Here is a 19,457-nt window from a genome sequence, read left to right on the forward strand (position 1 = left end):
TCTGTGTCGCACGCATCTTCGTTTCCCCCGCAGCGTCCGCCGCTCACCACGACCGGCCACATGGTCGTGTGCGGCGGCGACAACGCCCTGGCCCATCGGCTCGCCGCCGAACTCCGCGGTGTCTACGGCGAACAGGTCGTCCTCGTCGTACCGCCCGCGGGCCGCGACGAGCGCCGGCCGACCGGCCGGGCCATGACCACGGCGCTGCTCGGACGCATCACGGCCGCCGTCTCGCGCACGACGGGGAACGGGAACGGCGAGGGCGGCGGCGTCCCGGGGCCGCCGCGGATCCTGGAGGCCGCCGACTTCACCGACGACGTGCTTACCGAGGCGGGCATCCCGCAGGCCACCGCGCTCGCCCTCATGCACGACGAGGACGAGACCAACATCCGCACCGCGCTGGCCGCCCGCCGGCTCAACCCCCGTCTGCGCCTGGTGATCCGCCTGTACAACCGCAAGCTGGGCCAGCACCTGGAGGAGCTGCTCGACCAGGCCGCGGCCGTGGCCGGCCTCGCCACCACCGACGCCAGCGTCACCGTCCTGTCCGACGCCGACACCGCGGCGCCGGCCCTCGCGGCCACCGCGGTCGCCGGGACCAGCAAGGTCGTGCACGCCTACGGGCTGCTGCTGCGCGCCGTGGAGCGCACGCCCCCGGCGCCGGGCCAGGTGGCGCCGCGCGGCCTCGCCACCCTCGCGCTGCTCTCGGCGACCGCCAACGACCCGGCGGGCGCGGAGGGTTCGGACGACGCGGGGGCGGGCGCGGGGCCGCGGCTGCTGCCGGACGACGCCGCTGTGGCGACCGCCCCGGGGCGCGGCGCGCTGGTCCTGGAGACGGTCTCCTATTCGGGGGCCGCCGCGGGGTCCACGCCGCCGCCCGGGTTCCTCGCGGGTCTGGGCGTTCCGCTGCGCCAGCTGTTCTCGCGGCGGCTGCGCTGGTCGGTGGCCGGATTCGCGGCGGCCGTCCTCGGCATGGCCATCGCGTCGATCGTCACCACCGACGACACCCCGCTGCACGCCACGTATCTGACGCTCCTCGACCTCTTTTCCCTCAACGACCCGGCCACGGACGGCCCGACGAGCCGCCAGATCCTCCAGCTCCTCGCCGGCCTGGTCGGTCTGCTGCTCCTGCCGATCCTCTTCGCCGCCGTCCTGGAGGCCCTCGGCACCTTCCGCACCGCCTCCTCGCTGCGCCGCCCGCCCCGCGGCCTCTCCGGCCACGTCGTCCTGCTCGGCCTCGGCAAGATCGGCACCCGGGTCCTCGCCCGGCTGCGCGAGCTGGACATCCCCGTGGTGTGCGTGGAGGCCGACCCCGAGGCGCGTGGCATCTCCCTGGCGCGCCGCCTGCGGGTGCCCACCGTGATCGGCGACGTGACGGAGGAGGGCGTCCTGGAGGCGGCCAAGGTGCACCGCGCCCACGCACTGCTCGCCCTGACCAGCGCGGACACCATAAATCTGGAGGCGGCCCTGTACGGGCGTTCGGTCAAGCCCGACCTGCGGGTGGCGCTGCGGCTGTACGACGACGAGTTCGCGACCGCCGTCTACCGCACCCTGCGCGCCGCGCACCCGGGCGCGCTGACCCGCAGCCGCAGCGTGTCCGCCCTGGCCGCCCCCGCGTTCGCCGGGGCGATGATGGGCCGGCAGATCCTGGGCGCGCTGCCGGTGGAGCGTTCCGTGCTGCTCTTCGCCGCCCTCGACGTCTCGCTCCAGCCGCAGCTGACGGGCCGCACCATCGCCGACGTGTTCCGGCCCGGGGCGTGGCGGGTCGTCGCGCTGGAGCGCGGCTCGGGCGAGGGCCCCGGCCTGCCGCCCGGCCTGGAGTGGGACCTCGACCCGGACTACACGCTGCGGCCCGAGGACCGGGTGGTCCTGGCCGCGACCCGTCAGGGCCTGGCCGAACTCCTCGCCCGCAGACCGCTCCCCGCCCGCCCCTGACGGACCTCCGCCATCAGTCTCCGTCCGGCACGGGCAGCACCTGCCGCAGGTGCGGGTCGGGGTGGAAGTCCCTGCGCCACTCGCGCGGATAGCCGACGGACGCCTCGATGTGCGGCACCCCGTCGTGCACGGTGGTCCGCGGGATGTGCAGATGGCCGTAGACGACGGCTGCCGCCCCGTACCGCACGTGCCAGTCGGCGCTTTGCTCGGTGCCGCACCAGAGCGCGAACTCGGGGTAGCGCAGGATGCTGGTGGGCTCGCGCAGCAGCGGCCAGTGGTTGATCAGGACGGTGGGCATGCCCGCGGGCCGCTCGGCCAGCCGCTCCTCGGTGTGCTTGACGCGGGCGCGGGACCAGTCGTCGCGGGTCGCGTACGGGTCGGGGTGCAGGAAGTACTCGTCCGTGCAGACGATCCCCGCCTCGTGGGCGGCCTCCAGCGCCGCCTCCTTCGTGTGCGTCCCCGCGGGGCGGAACGTGTAGTCGTACAGCAGGAAGAGCGGTGCGACGACGACGGGCCCGCCCGCGCCGCGCCACACGGGGTAGGGGTCCTCCGGCGTCGAGATCCCCAACTCCCGGCAGAGCTCGACGAGATGCCGGTAGCGGTGGTCGCCGCGCAGCTGGACCGGGTCGTCCTTGGGCGTCCACAGCTCGTGGTTGCCCGGCGACCACACCACCTTGGCGAAACGCCCGGCGAGCGTGCGCAGCGTCCACTCGATGTCGGCCATGCGCTCGGCGACGTCGCCGGCGATGATCAGCCAGTCCTCGTCGGTGCCGGGCCGGATGGCCTCGACGTACTTCCTGTTCTCCGCATAGGCCACGTGCAGGTCGCTGGTCGCGAGCAGCTTCGGAGTCTTCTCGGATGCCATCACGCTGCGAGGCTAACCGAGCCGCCCCCTCAGTGGTGTTCGCCCTCCCCCCGCCGGATCGCCAGGTACTCCTCCGGGGTCGCCTTCGGCACCTGCGCCTTGGGGCCGTACATGGCGCGGGCGAGGCGGGCCCGGACCCGGTCGGACGTGCGCACCTTGCGGCGCACGCCGCCCGCGTCGACCAGGGGGCCGATCTCGTAGGGGCGGGGCTGCTCGTGGGCGGTCAGCCGGTAGAGCTCGGACTGCGGCAGCGGTTCGTGGATCTCCACGTACTCGCCGTGCGGCAGTCGTTTGATGGTGCCCGTCTCCCGGCCGTGCAGCACCTTCTCCTGGTCCCTGCGTTGCAGCCCGAGGCACATCCGATGGGTGACGAAGAAGGCGACGACGGGCGCGACGAAGAAGCCGATCCGCACCATCCACGTGATGGTGTTGATCGAGAGGTGGAAGTGGGTCGCCCACAGGTCGTTGCCGCCGCCGACCATCAGCACGCCGAACAGCGCGAGCCAGGCGACGCCGAGCCCGGTGCGCACCGGCGCGTTGCGCGGCCGGTCCGCGATGTGGTGCTCCCGCCGGTCCCCCTTGACCCAGGATTCGATGAACGGATAGACGCCGATGGCCGCCAGGATGATCGGGAAGAGCGTGAAGGGGATGAAGACGCCCAGTTGGAGCGTGTGCCCCCAGGCGTTGATCTCCCAGCTGGGCATCACCCGGATCAGCCCCTCGGAGAAGCCGAGGTACCAGTCGGGTTGGGCGCCGGTGGAGACCAGGTCGGGCCGGTAGGGGCCGATCGCCCAGACGGGGTTGATGGAGGCGACCGCGCCCATGACGGCGAGCACCCCGAAGACGAGGAAGAAGAAACCGCCCGCCTTGGCGATGTAGACGGGCAGGAGCGGCGCACCGACCACGTTCTTCTCGGTCTTGCCGGGCCCGGCGAACTGGGTGTGCTTGTGGTAGAAGACCAGGATCAGATGGGCCACGACGAGCCCCAGCATGATCCCCGGCAGCAGCAGGACGTGGATCGGATAGAGCCGCGGGATGATGTCCTCGCCCGGGAACTCGCCGCCGAACAGGAAGAAGGACAGATACGTCCCCACGACCGGGGTGGCGAGGATGGCGCCCTGGGCGAAGCGGATGCCGGTGCCCGACAGCATGTCGTCGGGCAGCGAGTAGCCGGTCAGGCCGGTGATGATGCCGAGGAACAACAGGGTCCAGCCGAACAGCCAGTTGAGCTCGCGCGGCTTGCGGAACGCCCCGGTGAAGAAGACCCGCATCATGTGCACGAGCATGCCCGCGACGAAGACGAGCGCGGCCCAGTGGTGGATCTGCCGGATCAGCAGTCCGCCGCGGACCTCCATGCTGATGTGCACCGTGGACTCGTACGCCCGGGAGACCAGGAGGCCCTTGAGCGGTGTGTACGGCCCGTCGTAGGCGACCTCGGACATGCTGGGGTCGAAGAACAGGGTGAGATACGTGCCGGTGAGGATCAGGATGATGAAGCTGTAGAGGCAGATCTCCCCGAACATGAACGACCAGTGGTCGGGGAAGATCTTCCGCATCTGGCTCTTGGCCAGGGAGTTGATGCCGAGCCGGCCGTCCGCCCAGTCGGCTATCCGCTCCCCCTTGCCGGGCCGTGCGCGTCGTGCGGGTGGTGCGTCCGGTCCGGTGCGCTCGATGCTTCCGCTCATGCGACTCCCTTTCAGGCGGTTCCAGGGTAGGTCGCATGGGTGACGGATCCAACAGGGCCGTGTGTGACAACTTCACTCAGCCGGGTGGCGCCAACCGGTGCAGTCTCAGGGCGAGTTGGATCTCCAGGGTCCGGGCCGGCGTGTTCCAGTCGTCGCCGAGCAGCCGCGCGACCCGCTCGAGCCGCTGCACCACGGTGTTCACGTGGACGTGCAGCGCGGTCTTGGCCTTGGTGAGGCTGCGGTCGTGGCCGAAGTAGGCCTCCAGGGTGCGCAGCAGCTCCGTGCCGCGTTCCGCGTCGTACTCGAGGAGGGGGCCGAGGGTGGCCTTCACGTAACCGCCAAGGTCGGCCTGTTCGCCGATGAGGAGCCCGACGAAGCCGAGGTCCGCGAGGGCGGCTCCGTGCCCGGTGTGGCCGAGCGCGCGCAGCGCGGACAGGCAGCGCAGCGCCTCGGCGTGCGCGGCGGGAAGACCGGCGGTGCCGGTGGCCGGGCCCGCGGCGCCGACGGTGACGGGGGCGCCCACGGCTTGGCCGAGCGCGGCGGCGAGGGTCCTGGCGGCTTCGCCCGGCGCCACGGCGGGGGTCACGAGGACCACGTCGTCGTGGTGCAGTCCGGCCAGGCCGCTGTGGGTACGGGCGGCGCGGTGCGCCGCGGCGAGCAGCCGGGGCCGGGGCACGCTCTCGCCGTGCGCGACGAACACGGCGTGCGGCCGGTCCAGGCGGACGCCGAGGCGGCGGGCGCGGCCCGCGAGGCCTGCCGGGTCGCCGGAGGGCGCGAGCAGGTCGCCGAGGAGTTCGCCGCGTACCCGGTCCTCGGTCTCGGCGACGGAGCGGCGCAGCAACAGCAGGAGCGCGGTGACGACGCCCGCCCGCTCGAACAACCGCCGGTCGGCGTCGGCGAGTTCGGGCCGCCCGGTCAGGGCGATGCTGCCGAGGAGTTCCGGCCCGGCGAGCACCGCGCAGACCCAGGTGCCGTCCTGCGGCACGGCGCGGCCGCTGGCGCGCGAGGCGGCGACGGCAGGGGCCGGCGGTGGCAGCGGCCCTGCGGCGGTACGGGCGAGCTCGACGCCGTCCGCGTCGTGGATGAGGACGCCGCCGTCGAGGAGGGCGGCGATCCCGTCGGCCACGTCGCCCGCGCCGCCGCCGCGCAGCACCAGGTCGGTGAGCTGGTCGTGGGCCTGCTCGGCGCGGCGCATCGCCCGGCTGTGCGCACGGATGGTCTCGGTGGCGGCGTTGAGGTCGACGAGCGCGGCGCGGGTCTCCTCCAGGAGGCGGGCGCCGTCGATGGCGATGGCGGCATGGTCGGCGAGGGAGGAGAGCAGCACGATCTCCTCGGTCGCGAAGGTGCGGGCGGCGCGGTCGGCCGCGTACAGCACGCCGATGACGCGCGAACCGAGCCGCAGCGGTACGCCGAGGATGGCCCGCAGCCCCTCCTGCAGGACGGCGCTGTCGATGGCGTCGGTGTGGTGGAAGCGGGGGTCCTGCTGGTAGTCGCCGGTGACGTAGGGGCGGGCGGTCTGCGCGACGAGGCCGCCGAGCCCCTCGCCCATGCCGAGCCGCAGCTGCTGGAAGGCGGCGGCCACGCTGCCGTCGGTCACCCGCATATAGGTGTCGCCGGCCGCCTCGTCGTTGAGGGAGAGGTACGTGACGTCGGTGCCGAGGAGCAGTTTGGCGCGGCGCACGATGGCGCGCAGCACGGCGTCCGCGTCGCGCAGCGCGGCCAGGTCGCTCGCGGTGTCGAACAGGGCGGTGAGCTCGGCCTCGCGGCGGCGGTGGGCGCCGAGAGTGCGGTGGACGCGCAGGGCGACGTCGGTGGCCTCGTCGAGGGCGGCGAGGTCGGCGGGGGCGGCGCCGGCCTCGCGGGCCCGGGCGGCGGGCCGCGCGAACTCCTCGGCGGGCGCGCCCCGGTCGAGCAGGTCGAGCAGGCCGCGCAGGGCCGCCCGGGTGTCGGCGGGGCCCGCGCCCTGGGTGGTGGGGGGCATGGTGCGATGGTCTCCCGGCGGAGTGGGTGCGGTCGATGGGCTGTCCGGGATCGGTCGCCGGGCCCCTCGGGACGCGGGACGCGGGACGCGGGACGCGGGACGCGGGACGCGGGACGCGGGACGCGGGACGCGGGACGCGGGACGCGGGACGCGGGACGCGGGACGCCCGAGCGTCCCCGCGGTCAGCCGCCGAGCCGCACCGGGCCGTTGGCGCCGGGTTCCGCCGCCGTGTGCGGTGCGGGCGCGCCCGTCTCGTCCGCCGTCAGGTCCCGGCCCCGCGTCTCGCGCGCGAAGTGCACGGTCACGGCGGTGACGAGGGCGGCGAGCGACATGTAGAGGGCGACGGGCAGCGCGGAGTCGTAGTCCTTCAGGAGCTCCACCGCGATGATCGGGGCGAGCGCCCCGCCGATGATGGAGGCCAGCTGGGAGCCCATCGAGGCGCCCGAGTAGCGGACCCTGGTGTCGAACAGCTCGGAGATGAACGCCGCCTGCGGCCCGTACATCGCGCCGTGGAAGAGGAGTCCGACGGTGACCCCGAGCGCGATGACCGGGAACGACCGCGAGTCGACCAGCGCGAAGAAGGCGAACGCCCAGCCGGCCATGCCGAGCGCGCCGATCAGCGTGACCGGCCTGCGCCCAATGCGGTCGGAGAGCGCGCCCCACAGCGGGATGGTGACGAAGTGGAACGCGGAGCCGATGAGCACCGCGTTGAGCGCGTCGCTCTTGGGCAGCTCCAGGTGGACGGTGACGTAGACGAGGACGAAGGCCGTGAGGATGTAGTACGAGATGTTCTCGCCGAAGCGGGTGCCGATGGCGGTGAGGACCTCGCGACGGCTCTTGCGGAACACCTCGACCACGGGCGGTTTCACCTCGGCCCCCGCCTGTGCCTTCTGCCGCGCCTGGAGGAAGACCGGCGACTCGGTGACGGTGATGCGGATCCACAGGCCGATCATCACGAGCACCCCGGAGAGCAGGAACGGCACGCGCCACCCCCAGGCGAGGAAGGCCTCGTCGGACTGGACGGCGGCGAGCAGCGCGAGTACGCCGGTGGCCAGCAGGTTGCCGCCGGGCGCGCCGGCCTGCGGCCAGGACGCCCAGAAGCCGCGGCTCCTGTCGCCGCCGTGCTCGGAGACGAGGAGCACCGCGCCGCCCCACTCGCCGCCGAGGGCGAACCCCTGCACCAGGCGGAGCACGGTGAGCAGGATCGGGGCGCCGACGCCGACGCTCGCGTGGGTGGGCAGCAGGCCCATCGCGAAGGTGGCGCCGCCCATCATCAGCAGGCTGACGACGAGGAGCTTCTTGCGGCCCATCCGGTCGCCGTAGTGCCCGAAGACGACTCCGCCGAGGGGGCGTGCCGCGAACCCCACCGCGTAGGTGAGGAAGGAGAGCAGCGTGCCGACCAGGGGGTCGCTGGACGGGAAGAAGAGGCTGTTGAAGACCAGCGCGGCCGCCGAGCCGTAGAGGAAGAAGTCGTACCACTCGACGGTGGTGCCGACGAGGCTCGCCGCCACGATGCGGATGATGCCGGCGCGGGTGGGCGGAGCGGTTCCTTGCGAGGCCATGTGCACCACTTCCTGGTGTTCTGCGGGGACGCCTGCCTACCGGCCCAAGGTAGGAAACCGCAGATCAGTGGCGTATATGGCGAAGCCCCATGGTTCGGCGCCGGGCCGTGTGCACGACCGACATGCCGGCCCGGCGGCCGGGTCGCGCGGCGCGGAATCCGGTCGTGTCGTTCGGACAGAAATTACTCACAGGTATGGCGTGACTTCGCACACAGGCCGCAGTAGAACTCGTTTCGATTACGCCAAACGTGAGGAAGATCACATGAGTGCATCTGCCCCGCGTGACACCGCAACTGATGGGGTGTCACGTCGAAGATTCATCGCAGGAACAAGTTCTATTCTCGGCGCGGTCGCGCTGGCCGGTCAGGCGGGCCCGGCCCGGGCGAGAACCGCTGCGGCCGCACCGATCGCCGACGGGGCCGACGTCCCGGCCCTGGTGATCGGCACCGGGTACGGCGGTTCCGTCGCGGCGCTGCGGCTCGCCGAGGCGGGCGTCGACGTGCACATGATCGAGATGGGCATGGCCTGGGACACCCCGGGCTCCGACGGCAAGATCTTCGCCAACACCACAACGCCGGACCTGCGTTCGTTCTGGCTGCGCACCAGGACCAAGCAGCCCATCAGCAACTTCCTGGGCTTCCCGATCGACAAGGACGTCCCCAAGCACACCGGGATCCTGGACGCCGAGGAGTTCGGCGGCATCATCGTCTACCAGGGCCGCGGTGTCGGCGGCGGGTCCCTGGTCAACGGCGGCATGGCGGTCACCCCGCAGCGCGAGAACTTCGCCGCCGTGCTGCCCACGGTCGACGCCAACGAGATGTACGGCACGTACTACCCGCGCGCGAATGCGGGCCTCGGCGTCAACACCATCGACCCCAACTGGTTCGAGACGGCCGAGTGCTACCAGTACGCCCGCGTCGGCCGCAAGCACGCCCAGCGCTCCGGCTTCCGGTTCACCTTCGTGCCCGACGTGTACGACTGGGACTACATGAAGAAGGAGCAGGCCGGCACCGTCCCCAAGTCGGCGCTCACGGGCGAGACCCTGTACGGCAACAACTACGGCAAGAAGTCCCTGCAGCAGACCTACCTCGCCCGCGTCAGGGCGACCGGCCGGGTCACCATCACGCCGCTGCACCGGGTCACCTCGGTCACCCCGGCGTCCGGCGGCGGCTACACCGTCACCATGGAGCAGCTCAACACCAGCGGTGACACCACGGCCACCAAGTCCGTCACCGCAGGGCGGGTGTTCTTCGCCGCGGGCAGCGTCGGCACCAGCAAGCTCCTGGTCAAGCTGAAGGCCACCGGCGCCCTGCCCCGCCTCAACGGCGAGGTGGGCAAGGGCTGGGGCGACAACGGCAACGTCATGTGCGGCCGCGCCAACCACCTATGGGACCCCACCGGCAAGCTCCAGTCGTCCATCCCCACGGCCGGCATCGACAACTGGGCCGCGGGCGGCGCCTTCGCCGAGGTCGCGCCGCTGCCCACCGGCATCGAGACGTTCGCCTCGTTCTACCTGTCGATCACCAAGAACCCGCACCGCGCCGAGTTCACCTGGAACGCCGCGGCGAACCGGGCCGAGCTGAACTGGCAGACCGCCTGGAAGCAGCCGGGGATCGACGCCGCCAAGACCATCTTCGACAAGATCAACGCGAAGGAAGGGACGATCTACCGGACCGACCTCTTCGGCACGTACAAGATCTGGGGCGACCACCTCACCTACCACCCGCTCGGCGGCGCGGTCCTCGGCAAGGCGACCGACAACTACGGGCGGCTGCAGGGCTATCCGGGGCTCTACGTCATCGACGGCGCCCTGATCCCCGGCAACACCAGCGTCAATCCGTTCGTCACCATCACGGCGCTCGCCGAACGGAACATCGAGAAGATCATCGCGACGGATCTGTAGCGTCGTCGCCGCCGGGCATCAGGGCTTGGGCAGCACGCACACCGTGTCGAGCCCCAGCACGCGGTTGAGCCGCCCGAAGGCCAGCCACGATCCGATGCTCATGCTCAGCTCCACGATCTCGGCCTGGCTGTAGTGCGCGGTCATCCGCGCCCAGAACGCGTCGTCGAGGTTGTGGTGGTCCAGGGCGTACCGCTCCGCGTACTCCGCGGCCAGTCTCGTCCGGTCGTCGAAGACGTCGGTGGTACGCCACTGGGTGACCGCGTCGGGGAAGGTGTCCTCGACCTTCTCCCCGTCCCGCTCGGTGCGCCAGTCCAGGCAGAAGACGCAGCCGTTGATCTGCGCGACGCGCAGCCGGGCCGCCTCGAACTCTCGAAGCCCCAGGGTGGTGTGGGCGTACACCGCGAGCGAGAAGTTCGACGCGGCCTCCCCGATCCCGGGCACCATGTCGCCCCACACGTACGGGATGGGCTCCTGGCCGTCGGGGATGTCGATGCGCAGGGCGTCACTCATGAGTCACTTCCTTCCCAGTCGGCCCGCCGCGGGGCGCAGCGGGACGTCGAGCGCGTCGTACAGGCCGGGTTCGGCGTCCACCAGCCAGTCCACGGCGTTCACCAGGCGGCCCACCGCGGTGGCGTTGCCTCCCGCGGAGCGGTTCTCGTCCTCGTCGGTCGCCTCGACGCTGACCACGATGCGGGGGCGGCCCTCGACGATCACGCGGTGGGCGCCGTCGCCGCCGTCGGGCGGATAGGGCCAATGTGGCGCGCAGGAGGGGTGGATGCGGGTGATGTGTTCGATCACGATGCGGGGTTCGCCGCCGACGATGCCCTGCACCTCGAAGCGCACCGCCCCCTGCGTGCCCGCCGCGAACTCGCCCATCGTGCGGGTGCGCACCGCGGCGTGCAGCGGATGGCGCTCCAACGTCTCGCGGACGTCGTCGAGTTCGACGCCGAGCGCCCGCGCCATCAGCCGTATCTGCCCGCCCCAGACCATGGTGGGGATCGAGGGCGCGAGCATGAGCGGCTCGTACTCCATGGGGTGCCCCATGCCGATCAGGTCGCGGACGGAGTCCTCCTGGTCGTACGTGGAGTAGTCGAAGATCTCCTGGCAGCGGATCGCGTCGACACTCGAGCCGAGGCCGCTGATCAGCAGCGGCAGCACGTCGTTGCCCCAGCCGGGGTCCACGCCGGAGACGAACAGCGAGCCGCCGCCCTCCGCGACGGCCGCGAGCACCGGGTCCCGGAACTCCGGTGGTGCGCCGCGCCGGTCGTAGAGCGGGTAGAGCGCGGGCGTGACGACGACGGCGCCGGACTGCACCGCCCGCACCACGTCGGCGAGCGCCTCGTCGGGGCGCAGGTCGCCGGAGGCCGCGTACACCACGGCGCCCGGCCGGGCGGCGAGGGCCGTCTCGATGTCGTCGGTGGCCCGCACCCCCAACTCCGTACCCAGAGCGGCCAGTTCACCTGCGTCGCGGCCGACCTTGGCCGGGTCGTGCACGAGGACGGCCGCGAGCGTCAGACCGGGATGGGCCTCTACGGCGCGCACGGCCGCACGGCCGACGTTGCCGGTGCCCCAGACCACCGTGGGAATCATGCGCGGAGGGTAGCGAGGGGCGTCGACGGTTGACAGAGGCGCGGCCCCGGAAGAAAAGAAACGTCGCTTTCCACATCTCTCCGAAGTCACGGACCGCCGGTACGCTTGACGCATGCTCCTGGGGCGTTCCGCGGAATGCGCTCGTCTTCTCGCTCTCATCGACAAGGCACGCGGGGGCGAGAGCGGCGCCCTGCTCATCCGCGGCGAGGCCGGGATCGGCAAGACCAGCCTGGTCGGCCATGTCGCCGAACTTTCCCACGACTTGCTGCGGATCGGCACGCGCGGCGTCGAGGTCGAGTCCGACCTGCCCTATGTGGGCCTCGCCGATCTGCTCCGGCCCGTCCTGCACTTCCTCGACCGCATCCCGGAGCGCCAGGCGGCCGCGCTCACCGGCGCGCTGGCGCTCGGCCCTGTCTCCCAGGACCGTTTCGCGGTGGCCGCGGGCACGCTCAGCCTGTTCGGCGCGCTCGCCGAGGACGGGCCGGTCCTGGTCACCGTCGACGACGCGCAGTGGCTCGACCCGTACTCCCTGGACGCGCTCGCCTTCGCCACCCGCAGGCTGGGCCGTGAAGGTGTGGTCGTGCTGTTCACCGCGCGCGACGAGGAAGAGGAGACCGCGTCCCGGCTCGCCTCCATCGAGACGTTCACGCTCACCGGCCTCGACCCCGCGTCCGCGCACCGGCTGATGGCCGAGAAGGGCACCGCGGAGCTCACCGAGCGGGAGGCGGCCCGGCTGCTCGCGGAGGCGCGCGGCAACCCCCTCGCGCTGATCGAACTGCCCGCACTCCTCGCCGGCAGCGGCACCGGCGACGAGGAGGACGACACCGGGGCGCCGCTGCCCATCGGCGAGATGCTGGCCCACACCTTCGGCAGCGCCGTGGCCAGGCTGCCCTCCGAGGCGCAGGACGCGATGCTGCTGCTCGCCGTCCTCGGGACCCGGCCGCTCGCGGGCACCGAGTCGGCGCTGCGCGCGCACGGGCTCAGCTACGAGTCGCTGGAGGCCGCGGAGGCCGCGGGTCTGGTCGTCGAGGAACGCGACGGGTACGCCTTCCGGCATCCGCTCGTGCGCTCTGCCGTCTACCACAGCGCCACGCCCGTCCGCAGACGGCGGGCCCACCACGCCATCGCCCGCTCCCTGCAGGGCGCCACCGCCCCGGCCCTCGAGCAGTACGCCTGGCATCTGGCCGCCTCGGGCGCCGAGCCGGACGAGCACGTCGCCTCGCTCCTGGAGAACGCCGCGGCCGGAGCCCCGGAGACGCTCGCGTATCCGCTGGCCTCACGGCTGTACGAGCGGGCCGCGCGCTTCACCCCGCAGGGGCAGCGCAAGGCGGAGCGGCTGCTGTGCGCGGCCCGCGCCTCACAGGCCGCGGGGTCCCTGAACGAGGCGGCCGCGATCCTGGACCGCGCCCTGGAGCACGCCGAACAGCTCGCCACCCAGCTCGACATCCGCCAGCTCCGCTGCTACCTCGACGTGCAGCGCGGCCGGCCGACACGCTCGCGCGAACTGCTCAGGTCGGCCGTCGACGAGGCGGAGAAGGTCGACCCGGCGCTCGCCGCTGTCATGCTCGGCGGCATCGCGCTCACCGAGCTCGCGGTGGGCGACCTCACCGCCGCCCACCGCACCTCGGCCGCCGCGATGGAGCTCGCCGACTCCGCGCGCCGGCCACTGGTGCCGGTGCGGCTGCTGCACACCCTGATGCTGCTGCTCGGCGGTGACGCGGAGACGGGCCGCGCCCTGCTGCGCGAACTCGCGGGACCGCTCGCCTCGCCCGACCCGACCTTCCCCTACCCGGTGGCCGGGGTGGGCGGCCTGTGCCACCTCTCCGCGGAGGAACTCGACGAGGCGCACGGCCTGTTGGACCGCGCCGCGTACACGGCGCGCGGTTCCAGCGCGGTCGGGCTCCTGTCGCATCTGCTCGGGACGCTGTCGGTCGTGGAGTTCTGGCGGGGCCGCTGGACGCCGTCGCTCGCCCACGCCGACGAGGCGGTGCGGCTCGCGGAGGCCTCCGGGCAGTTGATCGAGGTGTCGCGCGGGCTCGGCGCCCTGGTCAGGACCGAGGCCGCGCTCAACCGCGAGGAGGACTGCCGGCGGCACGCGGCGCAGGCCATGGAGTGGGCCGCCTCCACCGAGCTCCAACTGGACGCGGCGCGCGCGCTCGGCGGGCTCGGCCTCCTGGAGCTGGGCCTCGGCCGCTTCGAGGAGGCGGTGCACCACCTGGAGGAGGTACGGGCGTTCTCGCAGCGGCACGGGCGGGGCGACGGCCTGTATCTGACGTGGGCGGCGGACCTCGCGGACGCGTACGTCCATCTGCACCGGACCGCAGAGGCGCGCGAGGTCCTCGACGTCCTGGAGTACGAGGCGGGCCGCGGCCACCGGCCCGTCACGGCGGGGGCGGCCGCGCGGTGCCGCGGGCTGCTGGAACCGGGGGACCCGGAGGCCGCGTCGCGGCACATGAAGCGCTCCCTCGCGCTGCTGTCCGAGCGTCCGGTGCCCTTCGAGCGGGGGCGGACGGAGTTCGCGTGGGGCGAGCAGTTGCGCCGGCAGGGCAGGCGCAGCGAGGCCCGGCGCCTCCTTGAGCGGGCGCTCGCCACGTTCGAGCGGCTCGGCGCGACGGGCTGGGCGGCGCGGGTGGCCGCGGAGCTGCACGCCGCGGGCGGCACCGAAGTGCGCCCGGAGCGGGCGCCGTTGGAGCGGCTCACACCGCAGGAGCTGCAGGTCGCGCTGGTGGTCGGCCGGGGCCTGACCAACCACGAGGTGGCGGAGCGGCTCTTCCTCAGCGTGAAGACGGTCGAGTTCCACCTGAGCAACATCTACCGCAAGCTCGACGGGGTGCACCGCAGGGCGCAGCTGGTCCGGCTGTTGGCGCGGGCGGCGGAGGCCCCGGAGGTGTCCGGGGTGTGACCGGGCGGGGTAGCCCTGACCGGGCGGGGCAGTCCGGGCGACCGGACCGTCGGGCCGGGCCGACCGGAGTCCGGATCCGCCGCGCGCCGTCGTCCGGCTCCCCTCAGCCGTACGGGCAGCAATGGCGCGCGCCCGGAGCCGGATGCGGTCCCGCACCCGAGCGGGGGTGCCGAGGCACCCCCGTCCCCCGCCCTCGCGGCGGTCGCTTCCCCGATCCCGGCGGACCCTCCGGCCGTACACCCCCGTAGTACGTCCGGTCACCGGTGTTGCTCCCCCGAGCCCGGTGTTTCGGGTCCGCCGCGCCTCCGCGACCGTGGGTATACCTTCGCGCCGTCCGCGCCCGGGGGCGACCGTGAAAACCCTGGAGTACGGGTACGGGGGCCGGGGTGGCCGACCGGGTACGGAGGGAGGGGTGGGGCGGACGTGGCGCACGGCCTCGAACGTGAGGCCGACAAGCCGGTCCCTCACCCGTTCAACGAGGGTGTCCGCCCCCCGAACCCAGGGTTTTCCTCGGGGAGTCCGGGCCCCTGCGTACGCTGCTCGCTCCCCTCAACCGGTCAACTGGCCCCCCAGCCACCGTCCACGGGGAGCGAGGCGCCGGTGATGTAGCCGGTGTGCGGTCCGCAGAGCCAGCGGACGGTGGCGGCGACCTCGGCGGGCTCGATGAGCCGCTTGATCGCCGAGCGGTCCAGGAGGACGTCCGCGACGACGTCCTGCGGAGCGATGCCGTGCACGGCGGCCTGGTCCGCGATCTGCCCCTCGACCAACGGGGTACGGACGTAGCCGGGGTTGACGCAGTTGCTGGTCACCCCGTGTGCGGCCCCCTCCAGGGCGGCGACCTTGCTGAGCCCCTCCAGGCCGTGCTTGGCGGCGACGTACGCGGACTTGAAGGGGCTCGCCCGCAGCCCGTGCATGCTGGAGATGTGCACGGCGCGGCCCCAGCCCTGCCCGTACATGTACGGCAGGCAGTGGCGGAGGAGAAGGAAGGGCGCGGTGACCATCAGGCGCTGGATCAGCTCGAACCGGGCGGGGTCGAACTCCTCGATGGGGGCGACGTGTTGGGTGCCGGCGCTGTTGACCAGGACGTCGACGTCGGCGGGCAGGCGCGGGATCGCGTCCGCGTCGGTGAGGTCGACGACGTGCGGGACGCCTCCGACGGCGTCGGCCACCGCCTTGGCGGACTCCGCGTCGACGTCGACGACATGCACGAGCGCCCCGACGACCGAGAGCGCCTCGACACAGGCCCGCCCAATGCCGCTACCGCCTCCGGTCACGAGGGCGGTACGCCCGGTGAGGTCCACGCCGTCGGTGTTGTCGCTCGTCATACCTGGCACGGTAGACAACGGACGCCGATCAGTCCCATGGTTCTGGGCACCATAGTGCGGCGGGGTGGGGTGTGGGTGGGGGCTGGGGCTGGGGGTGGAGGTGCTGGGGGTGGGGTGGCTTGCGGGGCGCGGCCGCGCGGTGGTCGGGGGCGCCTGCCGCACCCTGCCCGCAGGGCCACCGCCGGCCCGTCGTCGGGGGTCCGCCGTGTCGTGGCCTGGGAGCCCTCGCGCGGCCTCGCCGACCTCCGCGCTCCACGCCCGGGGAGGACGTTAGCGGCCCACGGCTTTGCGGTAACGCGGACCCGAGTCCAGGCCGGGCGGTCACCGCCACACCGTCACCCGCCGGGTCACCCCCGCGCCGCCTCCCACTCCGCGCGCGCCGCCCTCACCTCGTCCACCGCCTAACGATGGCCGCCCCCACAAGGCGCAGCGGGCCGCGAGAGCGAGGAGGGCGCCAGCTGTCGACGGCTCTGCCGCCCGGCGGACCCGGGCCAGGGCCAATTGGCGTGACCCGCCAAGGTCACCGTCGCGCCGTGGCCCGCAGGGTCACCCCCGCGCCGACTCCAACTCCGCGTGCCGCCCTGATCCACCCTCTGCCGGTGGCCACCCTCGCGGGCGGATCGAACCGCGCGCCAGGAGCGCCTCGGCGGCCCGCGGCTCGGCTGCCCGGCAGGCCGAACCAAGGCCGGGTGGCGTGCCCACAGGGTCGCCCCTGCCGCCTCCCACCTCGCGGGTGCACCGCACCGTGGGCCCGAAGAGCATCCGCGGTCGATGGCTCAACCGCCCGGCGGGCCCAGCCAAGGCCGGGTGGCGTGCCCACAGGGTCACCGCCACACCGTCACCCGCCAGGTCACCCCCGCGCCGCCTCCCACTCCGCGCGCGCCGCCCTCACCTCGTCCACCGCCTGACGGTGGCCGCCCTCGTGGGCGCAGCGGGCCGCGCGAGTCAGGAGGGCCTCGGCGGTCCGCGGCTCGGTCGCCGTGCGGACGCGGGCCTGGGCGGTGAGCGCGAAGGCCAGGACCGTGCCGCCGAAGGGCTCGGCGAGCTCGACGGCCGCGCGGGCGAGCCGGTCGGCCTCCTCCGTGTCGCCGAGGAGGAGCTGGAGCTCCGCCAGGTTGGCGCGTTCGAAGGCCGTGGCGGTGGGGCGGCCCTGCTGCTCGGCGAGGGCGAGCGCACGCCGGCCGTGGGCGACGGCCCGCTCGTAGCGTCCGGCGCGGCGGGCGTTCTCCCGCAGCACGGACAGGACCGTGGCCAGGAGGGCGGGGTCACCGGCCCGCTCGGCGGCGACCAGGGCGCGGCGGGCCGGATCCTCCGCGGCGTCGAACCGACCCAACAGGCCGTTGCAGGTGGCCTGTTGCGCGAGGGCTGGGGCCAGGAGGGCGGCCCGCGCGGCGTGCCCCTCTCCTCCGTCCGCGAGGTCCCCCTGTCCACCGGCGTCGCCAGGACTCGCCTCCGCCCCCTCCACCATCTCCTGCGCCTCGCGCGCCGCCCCGAGCCCCGCCTCGTAGTCGCCCTCGTGGAACAGAGCCATCGCGCGCGCCAGCCGGCACGTCGCCCTGACCTCGGCCGGTGCCTGCGCGGCGGGCGGGTGGGCGGCCAGCACCGCGTGCGCCTCGCGGGACGTCCGGTGGCGGGCGAGGACCTCCGCGAGACGGGACGCCGTCATCGCGCAGGCGTCCGCGAGCCCCTGCTGTCCGTACGAGGCCAGCGCCTCCCGCAGCACGCGGATCGCGTCGTCGTAGCGGCCCGAACGCTCCAGGGTGCGGGCCCAGTCACACCGCACCCGCGCGGCATCCGCCTCGGCCAGACCCGGTGCCGCGTCCGCCCCCGGTGCAGCATCCACCCGGGCCGTACCCAGTCCCACGTCCGCCTCTGCCGGTCGCGGCCCCGGCGCCGCGACCAGTCCCGCAGGCTCTGGCACCGCGCCCAATTCCGCCGAGCCCGGCGCCACAACCGAAACCACCGAGCCCGGCGTCACGACCGAATCCGCCGGACCCGGCACCACAACCGGCCCCAGCAACTCCCGCGCCACACCCCGCCCCGCCGGAGCGCCGCAGCCCGCAAGCGCCGCCCGGCGCAGTCGTTCCGTCTCCGGGCCGGGAAGGCCCCCGTGTTCCGCCGCCAGCGCCCCCGCACACCTCTCGTACTGCCGCACCGCCTCCCCGTACCGCCCCTGCCGCACGTACGCCGCCATGAGGAGCCGGTGGGCGCGTTCGTCCGGCGGTGTCTGGTCGGCCAGGTGCCGGGCCACCGCCGCCGCCTCCTCGGGGCTGCCCTCGGCCAGCCGTGCCGCGGCCAGCGCGAGCCCCACCCGGTCGCGGAGGTCGGCGAGCCGGGCCCGGCGGGGCTCGGCCCACGCGGCGTACCGGTCCTCGGGGAGGAGTTCACCGGTGAACTCCGCCCAGGCGCACGCCAGTTCCGGTACGGAGCCCACCGCCAGAGCCCGTTCCGCCAGCGCCTCCGCGCGGTCCGCGTCCACGACGACGGCGCGAGGCGCGAGGCGCAGCAGCGTCCCGTCGGCAACGAGGTAGGAGGACGGGGCCCGGGGGGCGAGTTCAGGCTCCAGGGCGTGCCGGGCCGCGTGCAGGGCGACCCGCAGGTTCCGCTGCGCGGCGGCCAATTCGGCGTGCGGCCAGCACACCGCCATGACGCGTTCGCGGTGCAACTGGTGACCGGGCGTGACGGCGAGCAGCTTCACCAGCGTGCGGGCGCCGGGCCGCGCCCACCGCTCGACGGGCGGCACGCCCTGGCCACGCTCGGCGTGGAAGCCGCCGAGCAGTCGGAGTTGAAGGACGCCCATGAACGCAGCACTCTAACCTCCGCCGCCCGCCCGCCTGTTACGGGCGCGTTACTGGCCGGATCACGCCCCTCGTTCCTCCAGGTCACCAACGCGCCCCGACGTTGATCGCGTCGAAGTCACCTCGCCCGACGACCCGTCCGCGTACGTACGTTGATCTGCGGGGACGACCTCCCCAGGATGAGCCGTGCCACCTCGAACCGGCTCACTCGACCCCGCACCCACGGAGGACACGTGAAGCGTTCCCATGCCATCGCCGCGAGCGTCACCCTGCTGCTCTCGGCCAGTGCCGCGGCAGCCGGCGCCGCCGACGGCCCCACCCCCGCACAGGCCTCCACACAGGCCTCCGCACACCGTTCCGCCGCCGCCTCCTGGTGCGTCAAGCAGGGCGGTACCGCGCAGGTCCAGGTGCCGTACTACACGAAGACCGGTACGCAGATCGTGCGGCTCGGCGGCGAGCGGGAGATGTGCACGTTCACCGGCAAGGACGGCACGAAGATCGTGATCGCCGCCGACACCCTGGCCGCGAGCAAGCCGACCCTGGCCGCGCTGGCCTACGTCCACAAGCCGGCGGACCCCGGCGGCCACCCCGGCAATCCGTCGCTCGGCTACTGCCAGTCGCTGAACGGCACAGCCATGTACGGCCCGAAGCCGACGGACGGCGGCGGATGGGGGCGCAAGGGCGAGACCGACCCGTCGAAGACCACCCCCGGCTGCATGTTCGGCGACGGATCGGTGATCGACGCGTGGGGGCTGAAGTACCACTCCGGCGACGTGATCCGCGGCGCCGACCTCACGAAGAAGTTCCGGGCGGACCTGCCCTGACCCGGAGGCACCGGACGGTCGCCCTCACATCCGGCCCGATCCGATATCCGGCCCGATCCGCATAACCCGCTGGATCCGCATATCCGGCCG

General features: G+C 73.4%; 12 protein-coding genes. 4 read left to right on the plus strand and 8 right to left on the minus strand.

Features of this window, described 5'->3' with window-relative positions; genetic code table 11:
• Positions 1–60 precede the first annotated feature (60 nt).
• On the plus strand, positions 61–1,932 hold the full coding sequence (locus ACFYO9_RS09135; protein ID WP_358776691.1) for an NAD-binding protein: 1,872 nt from the start codon (positions 61–63) through the stop codon (positions 1,930–1,932).
• A 13-nt stretch (positions 1,933–1,945) separates the two neighbouring features.
• Here ACFYO9_RS09135 and ACFYO9_RS09140 read toward each other — a convergent pair whose 3' ends face one another.
• From ACFYO9_RS09140 to ACFYO9_RS09155, 4 genes are all read right to left on the minus strand, one after another.
• A complete protein-coding gene (locus ACFYO9_RS09140) occupies positions 1,946–2,797 on the minus strand; it encodes a metallophosphoesterase (protein WP_358776692.1) in 852 nt (283 codons plus the stop codon).
• A 29-nt stretch (positions 2,798–2,826) separates the two neighbouring features.
• Positions 2,827–4,482, minus strand: coding sequence for a cytochrome bc complex cytochrome b subunit (locus tag ACFYO9_RS09145; protein ID WP_355820036.1), 1,656 nt, complete (start codon positions 4,480–4,482; stop codon positions 2,827–2,829).
• Positions 4,483–4,558: 76 nt separating this feature from the next.
• Positions 4,559–6,463, minus strand: a complete 1,905-nt coding sequence (locus ACFYO9_RS09150; protein ID WP_358776593.1) for a GAF domain-containing protein — start codon at positions 6,461–6,463, stop codon at positions 4,559–4,561.
• Between the two features lie 182 nt (positions 6,464–6,645).
• Positions 6,646–8,025 (minus strand): MFS transporter, encoded by a 1,380-nt coding sequence (locus tag ACFYO9_RS09155; RefSeq protein WP_358776594.1) that lies wholly within the window; start codon positions 8,023–8,025, stop codon positions 6,646–6,648.
• A gap of 262 nt (positions 8,026–8,287) precedes the next feature.
• Here ACFYO9_RS09155 and ACFYO9_RS09160 point away from each other — a divergent pair, with 262 nt between their 5' ends.
• Positions 8,288–9,928: a GMC oxidoreductase gene (locus ACFYO9_RS09160; RefSeq protein ID WP_358776595.1), complete on the plus strand. Its 1,641-nt coding sequence runs from the start codon at positions 8,288–8,290 to the stop codon at positions 9,926–9,928.
• An 18-nt stretch (positions 9,929–9,946) separates the two neighbouring features.
• Here the strand turns inward: ACFYO9_RS09160 and ACFYO9_RS09165 are convergent, their stop codons facing one another.
• Both ACFYO9_RS09165 and ACFYO9_RS09170 read right to left on the minus strand, forming a co-directional pair.
• The gene (locus tag ACFYO9_RS09165) at positions 9,947–10,438 is read right to left on the minus strand and encodes a carboxymuconolactone decarboxylase family protein (protein ID WP_388666114.1); all 492 of its coding nucleotides are present in this window, start codon (positions 10,436–10,438) and stop codon (positions 9,947–9,949) included.
• 3 nt (positions 10,439–10,441) lie between these two features.
• On the minus strand, positions 10,442–11,518 hold the full coding sequence (locus ACFYO9_RS09170; RefSeq protein ID WP_358776596.1) for a dihydrodipicolinate reductase: 1,077 nt from the start codon (positions 11,516–11,518) through the stop codon (positions 10,442–10,444).
• A gap of 112 nt (positions 11,519–11,630) precedes the next feature.
• Between ACFYO9_RS09170 and ACFYO9_RS09175 the strand changes: the two genes are divergently transcribed.
• A complete protein-coding gene (locus ACFYO9_RS09175) occupies positions 11,631–14,420 on the plus strand; it encodes an AAA family ATPase (RefSeq protein WP_358776597.1) in 2,790 nt (929 codons plus the stop codon).
• 557 nt (positions 14,421–14,977) lie between these two features.
• Here ACFYO9_RS09175 and ACFYO9_RS09180 read toward each other — a convergent pair.
• Both ACFYO9_RS09180 and ACFYO9_RS09185 read right to left on the minus strand, forming a co-directional pair.
• The gene (locus ACFYO9_RS09180) at positions 14,978–15,745 is read right to left on the minus strand and encodes an SDR family oxidoreductase (RefSeq protein WP_358776598.1); all 768 of its coding nucleotides are present in this window, start codon (positions 15,743–15,745) and stop codon (positions 14,978–14,980) included.
• Between the two features lie 850 nt (positions 15,746–16,595).
• The gene (locus ACFYO9_RS09185) at positions 16,596–18,545 is read right to left on the minus strand and encodes a BTAD domain-containing putative transcriptional regulator (protein WP_358776599.1); all 1,950 of its coding nucleotides are present in this window, start codon (positions 18,543–18,545) and stop codon (positions 16,596–16,598) included.
• 231 nt (positions 18,546–18,776) lie between these two features.
• On the opposite strand from ACFYO9_RS09185, the gene ACFYO9_RS09190 reads away from it, so the two are divergent.
• Entirely contained in the window at positions 18,777–19,367 is a 591-nt protein-coding gene (locus ACFYO9_RS09190; protein WP_358776600.1) for a hypothetical protein, read from the plus strand.
• Positions 19,368–19,457: the final 90 nt, after the last annotated feature.

Origin of the sequence: Streptomyces sp. NPDC005863, from assembly GCF_042871345.1 — a bacterium.
Taxonomy (GTDB): domain Bacteria; phylum Actinomycetota; class Actinomycetes; order Streptomycetales; family Streptomycetaceae; genus Streptomyces.

Coding starts and splice junctions, on each gene's coding strand:
- ACFYO9_RS09135 (WP_358776691.1), top strand. CDS start 61: ATGGTCGTGTGCGGCGGCGACAACGCCCTGGCCCATCGGCTCGCCGCC.
- ACFYO9_RS09140 (WP_358776692.1), bottom strand. CDS start 2,797: ATGGCATCCGAGAAGACTCCGAAGCTGCTCGCGACCAGCGACCTGCAC.
- ACFYO9_RS09145 (WP_355820036.1), bottom strand. CDS start 4,482: ATGAGCGGAAGCATCGAGCGCACCGGACCGGACGCACCACCCGCACGA.
- ACFYO9_RS09150 (WP_358776593.1), bottom strand. CDS start 6,463: ATGCCCCCCACCACCCAGGGCGCGGGCCCCGCCGACACCCGGGCGGCC.
- ACFYO9_RS09155 (WP_358776594.1), bottom strand. CDS start 8,025: ATGGCCTCGCAAGGAACCGCTCCGCCCACCCGCGCCGGCATCATCCGC.
- ACFYO9_RS09160 (WP_358776595.1), top strand. CDS start 8,288: ATGAGTGCATCTGCCCCGCGTGACACCGCAACTGATGGGGTGTCACGT.
- ACFYO9_RS09165 (WP_388666114.1), bottom strand. CDS start 10,438: ATGAGTGACGCCCTGCGCATCGACATCCCCGACGGCCAGGAGCCCATC.
- ACFYO9_RS09170 (WP_358776596.1), bottom strand. CDS start 11,518: ATGATTCCCACGGTGGTCTGGGGCACCGGCAACGTCGGCCGTGCGGCC.
- ACFYO9_RS09175 (WP_358776597.1), top strand. CDS start 11,631: ATGCTCCTGGGGCGTTCCGCGGAATGCGCTCGTCTTCTCGCTCTCATC.
- ACFYO9_RS09180 (WP_358776598.1), bottom strand. CDS start 15,745: ATGACGAGCGACAACACCGACGGCGTGGACCTCACCGGGCGTACCGCC.
- ACFYO9_RS09185 (WP_358776599.1), bottom strand. CDS start 18,545: ATGGGCGTCCTTCAACTCCGACTGCTCGGCGGCTTCCACGCCGAGCGT.